The sequence below is a fragment of the Jannaschia sp. R86511 genome, assembly GCF_042466345.1.
Lineage (GTDB): Bacteria > Actinomycetota > Actinomycetes > Actinomycetales > JBBAYJ01 > Aquipuribacter.
Genome location: NZ_JAXHCD010000001.1, coordinates 2,768,480 through 2,781,273, shown reverse-complemented (window position 1 = coordinate 2,781,273; position 12,794 = coordinate 2,768,480). Strand labels below are relative to the sequence as shown.

Sequence of the window (12,794 nt, the reverse complement as noted above, 5' to 3'; positions counted from 1 at the left end):
CGTCCCCGACGGCCCGGCCTCAGCGCTCGAGCAGGGCGACCACCTCGTAGTGCGGGGTCTGGGGGAACATGTCCAGCACGCGGGCGCGCCGCGGTCGCAGGGACGGCATGGCCCGCAGGTCCCGGGCCATGGATTCGGCGTTGCAGCTGGAGTAGACGACGTTCCGGACCCCGCTGGCCTCGAGCCAACCGGCCAGCTCGGCCCCGATCCCCCGCCGCGGCGGGTTGACGACGACGACGTCGGGGACCTGCCCGGCCGCGGTCGCCCACGCCGTCGCGTCGGCCGCCTCGAAGCGCACCTCCGCCAGCCCCGCCTCCTGGGCGCTGCGGCGGGCACCGGCGACCGCCTCGGCGCTCGTCTCCACCCCGACGACGTCGCGCCCGGGGGCGGCGCAGGTGAGCGCGAAGCCCCCGACCCCGCAGTACAGGTCCCACAGCGTGCCCGGGTCCAGCTCCGCCACCCAGTCGCCCACCTGCCGGTACAACCGGCCGGCCACCTCGGTGTTGGTCTGGAAGAAGCTCTGCGGCGGCAGGTGCAGCACCAGCCCTCCGACCGGCATCCGCAGGGACCCGGCCGCCGTGAGCAGGATCTCCCGCTCGCCCTCCAGGACGGCCGCGTGGGCCGGCTGCAGGTTGACCGAGGCCACCACCAGCCGGGGCAGCGCCGCCTGCAGGTCGGGCAGGTGCTTGCGGATCCGGGCGAGAGGCTCCTGGGAGCGCAGGACGAAGCGGACCATGAGCTCGCCCCGGGCCGACTCCGTGACCAGCAGGTGCTTGAGCTCGCCCGCCCGGGCCGGGACGTCGTAGGGCGTCAGCCGCGCCCGGGTGACGAAGTCCGCCAGGGCGGGCAGCACCTGGCGCAGACCCGGGCTGCAGATGCCGCAGCCCCGCAGGTCGACCCCGGCGCCGTCCGCGTCCAGGATCCCCAGCGTGGGCCGGTCGACCGTGCCACCGACGACCATCTTGGCCTTGTTGCGGTAGCCGGCCTCCTCGCCGACCACGGCCGGCGCCCACCGCAGGTCGGGGTGCCCCGAGAGCAGCTCCCGGCAGCGGTGCTCCTTGTCGGCCACCTGCTGGGCGTGGGGCACGCCCATGAGCCGGCAGGACCGGCAGGCGCCGGCGTCGAAGTAGGAGCAGCGCATGACCGCCCCAGGGTAGGCGTCCCGGGTCGGGCCCGGGCTCAGGCCCGGGCGAGGGGACGGCCGCGGTGCGCGGCCAGGGCGTCGACGACCCGGTCGACGTCGGCCGCGTCGTTCCACAGGTGGAAGGCCAGGCGCACCCGGCCCGCCCGCGCCACCGCGCTGCAGCCGGCCCCCTGCAGCGCGGCGAGCACCGCACCGTCCGGGTCGGGCAGCGTCAGCACCGGACGGTCCTGCGGCGGCAGCCCGAGCCGTTCCCGCAGCCCGTCGGCGAGGTCGCTGCCGTGACGGCGACGGTGCTCCGCGCCCAGCCCGGTCAGCACCTCCAGCGACCGACGGGCACCGACCCAGGCCAGCCAGGCCGGGCTGACGTCGAAGCGACGGGCGTCCGATGCCGCCGGGAAGCCGAGGCCGTACACCGAGGCCCAGACGTCGGCCCCGGCGTACCAGCCGCGGTTGTGACCAGCCAAGCGGTCCACCGCCTCCGGCCGCACGGTGAGGAACGCGCTGCCGCGCGGGGCGCACAGCCACTTGTAGGCCGAGCAGACGGTGACGTCCCAGCGCGTCGCGTCCACGTCCAGCCAGCCCAGCGCCTGGGTGGTGTCGCACACGGTCAGGGCGCCCACGCGGCGGGCGGCCTCGGCCACCGCGTCGGCGTCGGCCAGCCGACCGTCGGCCGACTGGGCGAGCGAGAAGGCGACGACGGCCGGGCGGCGGGCCCGCACGGCGGCGGCCAGGTCGTCCAGCGGCACGACGTCGATGCGGACGCCCCGGTGCGCCTGCGCCTCGAAGGGCCCGGTCACCGACGTGAACTCCCCCTGCACGCCGAGGACCAGCGCCCCGTCGGGCAGGGCCGCCGCCACCTCGGCGACCATGACCGAGGCCTGCGAGCCCACGGACACCCACCCGGTCGGCACGTGGGCCAGGCCGGCGTACAGCTCGCGGGCGGCCTCGACCTCGGCCCCGTAGCCGACGGCGCAGGCCCGCCCGCCCTGCCAGTCGTCGACGGCGGCGTGCAGGGCCTCGGCGGCACGCCGGGGCGGCAGCCCGAGGGTGCTGGCGTTCAGGTAGCCCGGGGCCGGGGCCCACGCGTCGGTCGTCATGCGACCAGCGTCCCGGTCGCCGACCCATCCGACAAGGCACGGCTTGCCCGTAGTCCCATTGCCTGGGGTTATGGACGGGACCTAGGCTGACCGCGTGGCCCTGGACGTCGACCTGCTGCGCCTGCTGCGGGCGGTGAACGAGGAGGGCTCCATCTCCGCCGCGGCCCGCCGCCTCGGCGTCAGCCAGCCCGCAGCCAGCCAGCAGCTGCGCCGGGCCGAGCGGCGCCTGGGCACGGCGCTGGTGGAGCGCAACGGCCGCACCAGCCGGCTGACCGAGCCGGGCCGGGTGCTGGCGCGGCACGCGGTCGCCGTGGACAACCTGCTCCAGGCGGCCGAGAGCGAGGTCATGGCCGTGGCGGGCCTGGCCGCGGGCACGGTCCGCCTGGTCGCCTTCCCCTCGGCGTCGGCGCGGCTGGTGCCGCGGGCCCTGGCCGCGCTGCGCCTCAGCCACCCGGGCCTGCGGGTGTCGCTGGCCGAGGTGGAACCGCCCGGCTCGCTGGAGCTGCTGCGCCAGGGCCGCGCGGACGTGGTCGTCACCTTCGACCACGTCGTGCCCGGCCAATCCTGGCCGCCGGACCGGGACGGGCTGCTCGCGGTCCCGCTGCTGGCCGACGAGGTGCGGCTGGTCCTGCCGAGCAGCGGTCCCTGGGGCGACGGCGCGCCGGTGACGCTGGCCGGGCTGGCCGACCAGGACTGGATCGCCGGGTGCCCGCGCTGCCGCGGCCACCTGGTCGACCTGGCCGCCGCCGCCGGGTTCGCACCCCGGATCCGCTACGAGACCGACGACCACGTGGCCGTCCTCGGCCTGGTCCGCGAGGGCCTCGGCGTCGCCCTGCTGCCCTCCCTCGCGGAGGCCGACGCACCGGTGGCGGGGGTCAGGACCGTCTCGTTGTCGCCGCCGGCCCGCCGTCAGGTGCTGGGCGTCACCACGCCGGACCTGGCCCGCGTGCCCAGCGTCGCCGCGGTGCTGGACGCGCTCCGCGTCACCGCCGCCGCCGTCTGAGGGCACCACCGGCCGCCGGCGCCGGGCGGCCGTGACCTGCCCCCGGCCCGGACGGTATCAACGGCTCGACGACCGGCTCCTGCTCGACGGCGACCCGGCCGAGGAGGCGCACATGTCGAGAGCAGGGACCGACGCGGCCTACCTGGTCCTGCCCGACCCGACGGGCGGGCCGGGGCGACGCATCCCGCTCGACAAGGCCACCACGCGGGTGGGGCGAGCCCCCTCCAACGACGTCCGGCTGCCGGATCCCGACGTCAGCCGGCACCACGCGGAGCTGCGGCAGGAGACGGGCGGGGTGTGGGTCACGGACATGGGCTCGACGCACGGCACGTTCGTCAACGAGTCGGCGGTCACGCAGAGCCGTCCCCTGCACGACGGGGACGTGCTCCGCCTCGCCGGGACCGCGCTGCGTTTCGTCGCCCCCGGCCCCACGAGCCCGACCGCCGGGGAACCGACCACGGGCACGCGCTTCGACGTCCAGGCCCAGCAGGCGGGCGTCATCCACAACGTCCAGCGGGACCAGTACAACCAGCAGGTGTACAACCAGCACGTGCTGCACGTGATGCAGCAGCGGGACGGCTTCCTCCAGCAGGTGGCCGCGACCCGGAGCCGGGCTCGGGTGCTGGTGTGGCTCGGGCTCGGGCTGCAGCTGGCCGGGTTCGCGCTTTTCGCCGGCTTCGTCCTGCGCTTCCTGGTCGCGATCTCCGACGTCCTGGCCGACGGCCCCACGTCGCAGCCGCCCGACGTCTTCGGGCCGGACCTGACCGGACCCGAGCCGCTGGGCCTGCCCCTGTTCGTCTGGGGGTTCTCGATGGCCGGGGTCGGGGGCGCGCTGATGCTGGTCGGGATCGTGCTGCACGTCACCGCCACGGCCCGGGCCCGGCGGGTCGACCGCGAGCTGCCCCTGCCACCGCTGCCCGGGCCGGGTGGGTCCTACGGCCCCCCGCGGGCCCGACGGGCCACGGACTGACGGGGCACGACCGTCCGACACCGCCATCCGGGACGAACGAACGGGAGACGTGACATGACCTTCAACATCGGCAACCAGCAGGCGGGGGTCATCAACAACGTCGGCCGGGACCAGCGGATCACCGGCGGGCAGCACGGATCCGTGAGCGACGACCAGGCGCGAGCAGCCGCGCACTCGCTGCGGGACGGGATCACCGCGCAACCGGTCCCCGAGCCGACGGCGACCGAGACGGGCGAGCTGCTGGACGACCTGGACGACGACCTGGCCGCGGCGCATCCCGACCGGTCGGCCGTCGCGGTGACGCTGGAACGCCTGACGCGGGTGCTGGTGGCCACGGGCTCCCTCGCCACCGCCGGAGCGGTCCTCGTCGGGCCGATCCAGACGCTGGCGGCCTGGCTCGGCACGATGGGGGGCCCGGTCCTGGGCCTGCTGGGCGCCCTGGCCTGAACCGCGGCCGGCTCAGCCGCGCAGCCGCCTCAGGGCGCCGAGCACGACCTCGCGGTCCGTGGTCCGCCAGAACGGCGGCAGCGCGGCCAGCAGCGCGGAGCCGTAACGCTTGGTGGCCACCCGCGGGTCCAGGACGGCCACCACGCCCCGGTCCTCGCCGCTGCGGACCAGCCGCCCGGCCCCCTGGGCCAGCAGGGTCGCGGCGTGCGCCACCGACACGGTCATGAACCCGCTGCCGCCGGACCGGTCCACGGCCTCGCTGCGGGCCTGCGACAGCGGGTCGTCCGGGCGGGGGAACGGCACCCGGTCCAGCACCACGAGGCTGCACGACGGGCCGGGCACGTCCACGCCCTGCCACAGGCCCAGCGTGCCGAACAGGCAGGTCCGGGGGTCCTCGGCGAACTGCCGGACCAGGGTGGGCACGACGTCCTCGCCCTGCAGCAGGACGGGCAGGTCCGTGCGGGCCCGCACCACCTCCGCCGCCGCGGTGGCGGCCCGCCGGGACGAGAACAGCCCCAGCGTGCGGCCCCCGGCCGCCTCCACCAGGGCCACCAGCTCGTCGTGCAGCGGGTCGCCGTGCCCGTCGCGCCCGGGCGCGGGCAGGTGGGCGGCGACGTACAGGATGGCCTGGCGGCCGTAGTCGAACGGGCTGCCGACGTCCAAACCGCGCCAGCCGCCCCGGCCGAGGCCGAGCCGCCGGGCCAGGGCGTCGAAGCCGCCGGGGCCGGTCAGGGTCGCCGAGGTGGCCACCACCGTGCGGGCGTCGAACAGCCGGGAGCGCAGCAGCCCGGCGACGTTCAACGGCGCGGCGCGCAGCACCCGGCCCCGCCGCTCGTCGGACTCCAGCCACACCACGTCCTCGCCGATCGGCGCCTCCTCGGTCTCGTCGACCGCCTCGACCCCGCCCTCCAGCGCCTCGCCGTCGGCGGGGACCGGCACGCCGCCGAGCCGCTCGGCCACACCCGCGTGCTCCAGCAGCCCGGCCCGGGCGGTCTGCACGCCGGCGGCGGAGGCCGCGTCGGGGTCCTTGGGCAGGCTCCGCAGGGCCGACCGGCTCGCGGTGGCCAGCAGCAGCAGCGCGTCCTGCAGTGCCGGCGGGGCGCCGTCCGTCAGCCGGCCGGGCGGCAGGTCCTCCAGCGCGACCTCGAGACCGTCCGCGCAGCGGTCGAGGTCGGCGACGTCGGCCTGCGAGCAGCCGGCGCGGCGAGCGGCCGTGGCCAGGGCGCGCACCGACGCCACGGTCACCTCGCGCGACAGCGCGGCCGTCACCCGGTCCAGCAGGTCGTGCGCCTCGTCCACGACCACGACGTCGTGCTGGGGCAGGGTCTTGCGGTTGTCGGTCGCGTCGATGGCGAGCATGGCGTGGTTGGTCACCACGACGTCGACCTCGCGGGCGCGGGCGCGGGCCTGCTCGCTGAAGCACTCGGCCGCCACGGGGCAGCGCGCCGCGCCCAGGCACTCGCGGGCGGTGACCGACACCGCGCGCCAGGCCCGGTCGGACACCCCGGGCACCAGCTCGTCCCGGTCCCCGGAGGTGGTCCCCTCGGCCCACTCCCGCACCCGGGCCACCTGCAGCTCCAGCGACGTCCGGGCCCCGCCCGTGGCCTCCTCCTCGAAGAAGGACATCGAGTCCTCCTCCGCCGCGCTGCCCCCGGCCAGGCGGTGGGCGCAGACGTAGTTGTTGCGGCCCTTGACCAGCTGCCACGTGGGGCGACGGCCGAGCGTCTTCTCGACCGCGTCGGCCAGGCGGGGCAGGTCGTGGCGCACCAGCTGCCCCTGCAGCGCGAGCGTGCTGGTCGCGACCACGACCCCCCGGTCGCGCCGGACGGCCGCGGCCACGGCAGGCACGAGGTAGCCCCACGACTTGCCGGTGCCGGTGCCGGCCTGCACCAGCAGGTGGCGACCGTCCTCGACGGCGTCGGCGACGGCGGCGGCCATCTCGTCCTGGCCGGTCCGTCGGGTCCCGCCGGTCGCGGCGACGACCTGCCCCAGCAGGGCCACGGCCTCGGGCCCCGGGCCGGTGGCACCCGTGCCGACCGCCTCGCCCTCACCCGCGTCACCCGTGCCGGTGCCCTCGACCTGCTCCTGGGCTGCCCGGCTCACCGGTAGGACAGTAGTGGTCCGCGACGGCCGACCCGGACGTGCGGGCGGGCGCCTGGGGACGGGCTCAGGACCCGGCGCCGCCCGCGCTGGCGTCGCTCAGCGCCGCGGCCAGGGCCTGGTCGACCCGGGCGTGGATGCGGGTGCCCTCGGCGACGTGCTCGACGTCCAGGACCTCGCCGTCGTCGTGGGTCCGGCTGATCAGGTCCCCCCGGGCGAACGGCACGACCAGGTCGACCTCGACCTCCGGGTGGGGCAGGTCCTGCGCCACCCGTTCCAGCAGGTCGGCCAGGCCCTGCCCGGTCCGGGCCGAGACCGCGACGGCGTTGCGCTCGCGCCGCAGCAGCCGGTCGACGACCTCCGGGTCGGCCACGTCGGCCTTGTTCAGCGCCACCACCTCGGGGACCGCGTGCGCCCCCACGTCGGCCATGACCTCGCGCACGGCGCTCAGCTGGCCCTCGGGGTCGGGGTGGGACACGTCGACCACGTGGACGACGAGGTCGGCGTCGGCGACCTCCTCCAGGGTGGAGCGGAACGCCTCGACCAGCTGGTGCGGCAGCCGGCGCACGAAGCCGACGGTGTCGGTCAGGGTGACCGCGCGCCCGTCCGGCAGCTCGGCCTTCCGGACCGTGGGGTCCAGGGTCGCGAACAGCGCGTCCTCGACCAGCACGCCCGCCCCGGTCATGCGGTTGAGCAGGCTGGACTTGCCCGCGTTGGTGTAGCCGGCGATGGCGATCGAGGGGACGGGGCCGCGGCGGCGCTCGGAGCGCTTGGTGTCGCGCGAGGTCCGCATGTCGGCGATCTGGCGGCGCAGCTTGGCCATCCGGGTCCGGATCCGGCGCCGGTCGAGCTCGATCTTGGTCTCACCCGGTCCGCGGGAGCCGATCCCGGCCCCACCCGCCACCCGGCCACCGGCCTGCCGGGACATCGACTCGCCCCAGCCGCGCAGCCGCGGCAGCAGGTACTCCAGCTGCGCCAACTCGACCTGGGCCTTGCCCTCCCGGGACTTGGCGTGCTGGGCGAAGATGTCGAGGATCAGCGCCGTCCGGTCGACGACCTTGACCTTGACGACGTCCTCCAGGCCGCGCCGCTGCGAGGGGCTGAGCTCGCCGTCGCAGATGACGGTGTCCGCGCCGGTCTCGCTCACCACGTCGCGCAGCTCCGCCGCCTTGCCGGAGCCGAGGAACGTCGCCGGGTCCGGCTTCTCGCGCGGCTGCAGCAGCGCGTCGAGCACCTGCGAGCCGGCGGTCTCGGCCAGCGCCGCCAGCTCGGCCAGGGACACCTCGGCCTCGTGCGGGTCGCGCGAGGTGGACAGCCCCGCCAGCACCACCCGCTCCAGCCGGAGCTGCCGGTACTCGACCTCGGTGACGTCCGTCAGCTCGGTGGACAGGCCCGCGACCCGGCGCAGGGCCTGGCGGTCGGCGAGGTCGTACTGCTCCCCGTCGTAACCGGCCCGGGTCTCCGCGGCGTCGCGCGTCGTCGCGGCGGGGGCGTCGGCGGATCCGTGACCGGTACGGGGGCTGCTGTCTGCTGCTGTCATCGTCGTCCCAGGATCGCACGCAGGCGCCCCGGGCTCGATCGGATTTCGCCCTGCGCGCAGCAGGCCCCCGCAGCCACGGCGGGCGGGCCGCGCTCCCGGCGCTAGTTTCTTCGCGTGGACGTGCTGACGGTCGTGCTCCTCCTCGCCGGGTTCGTCACCCTCGTGGGCGGGGGTGAGCTGCTGGTCCGCGGCGCCGGCGGCCTGGCCGCGGCGCTCGGGCTGTCGCCCCTGCTGGTCGGGCTGACGGTGGTGTCCTTCGCCACGTCGGCCCCCGAGCTGGCGGTGAGCCTGGACGCGACCCTGTCGGGCAACCCGGGCCTGGCCATCGGCAACGTCGTGGGCAGCAACATCGCCAACGTGCTGCTGGTGCTGGGCCTGTCCGCGGCCGTGCTGCCGATGGTGGTGCGGACGCAGCTGGTCCGCACCGACGTGCCGGTGATGATCGGCCTGTCGCTGCTCACCCTGCTGCTGGCCCTGGACGGCAGCATCGGCCGGCTGGACGGGGTCCTGCTCGTCGTGCTGCTCGTGGTCTACGTGACGCGCTCCGTCCTGGTGTCGCGTCGGCAGGAGCGCCGTGCGGCGGCGGCCGCCGACGCACCGGACGCCCGGCCGGTGCGGGACGGTCGGCGCACCGTGCTGGACGTCGTCCTGGTCGTGGCAGGCGTGGGGCTGCTGGTCCTGGGCGCGGACCTGCTGGTGGGCTCGGCCACCACCATCGGCGAGGCGCTCGGGGTCAGCGAGCTGGTGATCGGCCTGACGGTCGTGGCGGTGGGCACGTCGTTGCCGGAGCTGGCCACCTCGGTGATCGCGGCCGTGCGCGGGCAGCGCGACCTGGCGGTCGGCAACGTGGTCGGCAGCAACATCTTCAACATCGGGGCCGTCCTCGGGCTGTCCGGCGCGATCAGCCCCGAGGGCATCCGGCTGGAGCCCGGCGCCGTCGCCCTCGACCTGCCGGTGATGATCCTGGTCGCGGTGGCCCTGCTGCCGGTGGCGATCACCGGCGCCGCGGTGTCACGCCCGGAGGGCCTCGTGTTCGTGGGCTACTACGGGGTCTACGTCGCCTACCTGGTGCTGGACTCGACCGGTCACGACGCCCTGGGCACCTTCAGCGGCGTGGTGCTAGGGTTCCTGCTCCCGCTGACCGGCATCATCCTGCTGGTGCTCCTGACCGGCGAGCTGCGCCGGCGGCGCGCGGCCCGTGACGGGCGGGGACACCCGACGCCGGGGCCGGTGGACGCATGAGCGGCGAGGGGTCGCACTACTTCGACGCGCAGCCCGCGACCGACGGCACCCGGCGACGACGGACCGTCGAGCTGCAGGGCCGCACCATGGAGGTGCGCACCGCGGCCGGCGTCTTCAGCGGCGACCGCCTGGACCTGGGCACCCAGGTGCTGCTGCGCCACACCGCCCCCGTGCCCGAGCAGGGCGACCTGCTGGACCTGGGCTGCGGCTGGGGTCCCCTGACCCTGGCGCTCGCGGCGGCCGCGCCGAGGGCCCGGGTCTGGGCCGTCGACGTCAACGAGCGGGCCCGGGAGCTGACCGCGGCCAACGCACGGGACAACGGCCTGGACGGGGTCCGCGTGCTGGCCCCCGACGACGTCGACCCGGAGCTGGCCTTCGACCGGATCTGGTCCAACCCGCCGATCCGGATCGGCAAGGACGCCCTGCACGCGCTGCTGCTGCGCTGGTTGCCCCGGCTCACGCCCGGTGGGCGGGCCGAGCTGGTGGTCCAGCGCAACCTGGGGGCGGACTCCCTGCACCGGTGGCTGGAGGAGTCGCTGCCCGAGCTGCCGGTGCACCGCAGCGCCAGCAGCAAGGGCTACCGGGTGCTGGTGCTCGAGCGGCCGCTCAGCCCCTGACGCGCTCCAGCCAGCCCGGGTCGACGACGGCCCGGGCCACGACCTCGGCCGGGCCCGACAGCTCGGAGCCCACCACGCCCTCGCCCTCGCGCCGGCGCAGCCGCACCCGCAGCCGCCCCCCGGGCACGTCGACGGTCCACTCCTTCGGCGAGCCCGCCCGGCGGGCCGCGGCCGCCGCGGCGGCCGCCACGGCCCCGGTGCCGCAGGAACGGGTCTCGCCGACGCCCCGCTCGTGCACCCGCATCCGCAGCCGGCCCGAGGCCAGGGTCTCGCCCTGGGCGACGTCGCCGACCAGCTCGACGTTGGCCCCGTCGACCGGCTCGGGCTCGATCGCCGGCCGCCGGAGCAGGTCCACCCCGGTCAGGGCGTCACCGGGGCCCACGTCCACCACCACGTGCGGGTTGCCCACCGAGACCGGGACGCCCGGCAGCCGGCGGCTGCGGCCGTCCTCGCTGAGCACCGTCACCGCGACGACCTCCTCGGACACGGTCACGGGGCCCATGTCCACGCTGTAGACGGGGTAGCCCGCCGCGACGAGGCGGACCGGCCGGGGCCCGGAGCGGGACAGCACCGGGACCTCGGTGGCCCTGGGGTCCACCAGACCGGCGTCGACGAGGCTGTGGGCCAGCACCCGGACCCCGTTGCCGCACATGAGGGCGCTGCTGCCGTCGGCGTTCACGTGGTCCATGAACCAGCCGTCGGTGCCGTCGACGTCCGCCGCCACCACCCGGATGACGCCGTCCGCGCCCAGCCCGCTGCGGCGGTCGCACAGGGCCACGACCACGGCCGGGTCCAGGGGGTAGGTGTCGTCGGGGTCCAGCAGGACGACGAAGTCGTTGCCCGTGCCGTGCGCCTTGAGGACGTGCAGGCCGTCGGCCCGCAGCGGTCCGGTGCCTGCTGCTGCGCTGCTCACCCGCCCAGTGTGGCGCGGACGTGGCCCAGGACCCGAACCGGCAGGTCCGCCTCGGCGGCGTCGAACCACGTGACGGTCGGGTCCGCGCCGAACCAGGACTCCTGCCGGCGGACCAGGCGGCGGGTCGCGGCGACGGTCCGCTCGCGTGCCTCGGCCTCGGTGAACCGGTCCCGCAGCAGGTCCAGCACCTGGGCGTAGCCGACGGCCCGGGACGCGGTGGGGCCGGTCTCCAGGCCCTGGTCGAGCAGGCCGCGGACCTCCTCGACCAGGCCGTCGCGCCACATCCGGTCCACCCGGGCCTCGATCCGTCGGTCGACGTCGCTGCGGTCGCGGCGCAGGCCCACCACGACGGCCGGGACGACCCGCGCCTCGGCCCCGGCGGCCGGCATCGAGGCCGAGAACGGTCGGCCGGTCAGCTCGACCACCTCCAGCGCCCGGACCACGCGGCGGGTGTTGCTGGGCAGGATGGCCGCCGCGGCGGCGGGGTCGACCTCGCGCAGCCGCTCGTGCAGCGGGCCCGGTCCGAGGCGGTCGGCCTCGCCCTGCCAGCGGGCGCGAACCTCCGGGTCGGTGCCGGGGAAGCGCAGGTCGTCCAGCGCCGCCCGGACGTACAGCCCCGAGCCGCCGACCAGGACCGGCACGGCGCCGGCCGCGGCGAGGGCGTCGAAGCGGTCCCGCGCCATGCCCTGGTACTCGGCCACGGCCGCGGCCCGATCGACCGGCCAGACGTCGAGCAGGTGGTGCGGCACCCCGCGCCGCTCGGCGTCGGTCACCTTGGCCGTGCCCACGTCCATCCCCCGGTACAGCTGCATGGAGTCGGCGTTGACGACCTCGCCGCCCAGCGCCAGGGCCAGCTCCACCGCCAGGTCGGACTTGCCGGTGGCCGTCGCCCCGACGACGGCGACGACGGGCGCGGCCGCGGTCACGACCGGTCCCGGCGGCGCCGGGCGACCAGGTAGCAGACCCCCAGCGGGGCGTCGTCGTGCAGCAGCTCGGTGCCGCCGCCGGGGGCCTCGGCCAGCAGCGCGACGGCCGGGCCCGCCGTCGCGCCCACCGCCGCGGCGTCGGGCACGTCCGCCGGCCGGCCCTGCCGCAGCGCCGCCACCAGCTCGGCGTCGACGGCGTCCCCGCGGGGGTCCTCCCCGCCCGGGGCGCGTGGTCCCCGGGTCCGGCTGCCGTCGGCGAGCAGCAGCAGGCCCACGCGGTCACCGGCCCCGTCGAGGGTCGGCACCAGCCCGTCGGGCACCGCGGACCAGCGGTGGTGCTGCCGGACCGGGCGGGCGGTGCCGTTCGCTGCGTCCACCGGCTCGGCCGCCACCGGCTCGGCGTCGAGCGCGCCGTCGAGCAGGGCGTCGGCCAGCTCGCGCGGCCAGGACGTCTGGACCGCTCCGCCCCCCGGCCGCTCCCCCGCCGCGGCCCCCGGGGCGGACGCGGGCACGGCGCCGAACCCGGCCAGCGTCCCGGGCTCCTCCGCGCTGACGACGACCACACGGTCCAGCCCGGCCAGGTCGGCCAGCACCCGCCGCACCGCCTCGCGGACCGGCTCGACCTCGGGCACGTGGGTGCCCGTCAGCCACGGCAGCAGCGCGGGGGCGGCGGGGACCAGGCAGACGACCAGCAGCGGCACCGGGCCACTGTAGGAGCGGTCCGTCACCGACCGGCCACCTGCCCGACATGCCCGGTTCTCCCGGTCCGGGCGCCTGCGGTCCTAGCCTGGCCCG

12 protein-coding genes are annotated in these 12,794 nt (G+C 76.8%); 5 read left to right on the top strand and 7 right to left on the bottom strand.

The genetic code is table 11. The annotated features are described in order from the left end of the window. Positions 1 to 19: 19 nt before the first annotated feature. Together rlmC and SJY06_RS13055 are read right to left on the bottom strand one after the other, a co-directional pair. Positions 20 to 1,141, bottom strand: coding sequence for a 23S rRNA (uracil(747)-C(5))-methyltransferase RlmC (rlmC, locus tag SJY06_RS13060; protein ID WP_380167970.1), 1,122 nt, complete (start codon positions 1,139 to 1,141; stop codon positions 20 to 22). A gap of 38 nt (positions 1,142 to 1,179) precedes the next feature. Further along, positions 1,180 to 2,241 (bottom strand): aminotransferase class V-fold PLP-dependent enzyme, encoded by a 1,062-nt coding sequence (locus SJY06_RS13055; RefSeq protein ID WP_380167969.1) that lies wholly within the window; start codon positions 2,239 to 2,241, stop codon positions 1,180 to 1,182. 94 nt (positions 2,242 to 2,335) lie between these two features. Here SJY06_RS13055 and SJY06_RS13050 point away from each other — a divergent pair, with 94 nt between their 5' ends. From SJY06_RS13050 to SJY06_RS13040, 3 genes are all read left to right on the top strand, one after another. Next, positions 2,336 to 3,244, top strand: coding sequence for a LysR family transcriptional regulator (locus SJY06_RS13050; protein WP_380167968.1), 909 nt, complete (start codon positions 2,336 to 2,338; stop codon positions 3,242 to 3,244). Positions 3,245 to 3,356: 112 nt separating this feature from the next. After that, positions 3,357 to 4,214, top strand: coding sequence for an FHA domain-containing protein (locus SJY06_RS13045; protein WP_380167967.1), 858 nt, complete (start codon positions 3,357 to 3,359; stop codon positions 4,212 to 4,214). A 54-nt stretch (positions 4,215 to 4,268) separates the two neighbouring features. After that, positions 4,269 to 4,661 carry a hypothetical protein gene (locus SJY06_RS13040; protein WP_380167966.1) on the top strand — a complete coding sequence of 131 codons (393 nt, stop codon included), beginning with the start codon at positions 4,269 to 4,271 and terminating at the stop codon, positions 4,659 to 4,661. Positions 4,662 to 4,673: 12 nt separating this feature from the next. On the opposite strand, the gene SJY06_RS13035 is transcribed toward SJY06_RS13040, so the two are convergent. Together SJY06_RS13035 and hflX are read right to left on the bottom strand one after the other, a co-directional pair. Beyond that, entirely contained in the window at positions 4,674 to 6,764 is a 2,091-nt protein-coding gene (locus tag SJY06_RS13035; RefSeq protein WP_380167965.1) for an ATP-dependent DNA helicase, read from the bottom strand. Between the two features lie 64 nt (positions 6,765 to 6,828). Continuing rightward, a complete protein-coding gene (gene hflX, locus SJY06_RS13030) occupies positions 6,829 to 8,301 on the bottom strand; it encodes a GTPase HflX (RefSeq protein ID WP_380167964.1) in 1,473 nt (490 codons plus the stop codon). Positions 8,302 to 8,415: 114 nt separating this feature from the next. Here hflX and SJY06_RS13025 point away from each other — a divergent pair, with 114 nt between their 5' ends. Together SJY06_RS13025 and SJY06_RS13020 are read left to right on the top strand one after the other, a co-directional pair. Next, complete coding sequence (locus SJY06_RS13025) at positions 8,416 to 9,543, top strand: calcium/sodium antiporter (RefSeq protein WP_380167963.1); 1,128 nt, start codon at positions 8,416 to 8,418, stop codon at positions 9,541 to 9,543. After that, a complete protein-coding gene (locus tag SJY06_RS13020) occupies positions 9,540 to 10,160 on the top strand; it encodes a class I SAM-dependent methyltransferase (protein ID WP_380167962.1) in 621 nt (206 codons plus the stop codon). Before SJY06_RS13025 ends, SJY06_RS13020 begins: the two co-directional genes overlap by 4 nt. Here SJY06_RS13020 and dapF read toward each other — a convergent pair. Genes dapF through SJY06_RS13005 form a run of 3 tightly spaced genes read right to left on the bottom strand, consistent with a single transcriptional unit; the run spans position 10,150 to position 12,700 of the window. Beyond that, complete coding sequence (dapF, locus tag SJY06_RS13015) at positions 10,150 to 11,073, bottom strand: diaminopimelate epimerase (RefSeq protein WP_380167961.1); 924 nt, start codon at positions 11,071 to 11,073, stop codon at positions 10,150 to 10,152. The genes SJY06_RS13020 and dapF overlap by 11 nt on opposite strands. After that, a complete protein-coding gene (gene miaA / locus SJY06_RS13010) occupies positions 11,070 to 11,999 on the bottom strand; it encodes a tRNA (adenosine(37)-N6)-dimethylallyltransferase MiaA (protein WP_380167960.1) in 930 nt (309 codons plus the stop codon). The genes dapF and miaA overlap by 4 nt, the downstream gene beginning before the upstream one ends. Then, positions 11,996 to 12,700 carry a hypothetical protein gene (locus SJY06_RS13005; RefSeq protein ID WP_380167959.1) on the bottom strand — a complete coding sequence of 235 codons (705 nt, stop codon included), beginning with the start codon at positions 12,698 to 12,700 and terminating at the stop codon, positions 11,996 to 11,998. The genes miaA and SJY06_RS13005 overlap by 4 nt, the downstream gene beginning before the upstream one ends. Positions 12,701 to 12,794: the final 94 nt, after the last annotated feature.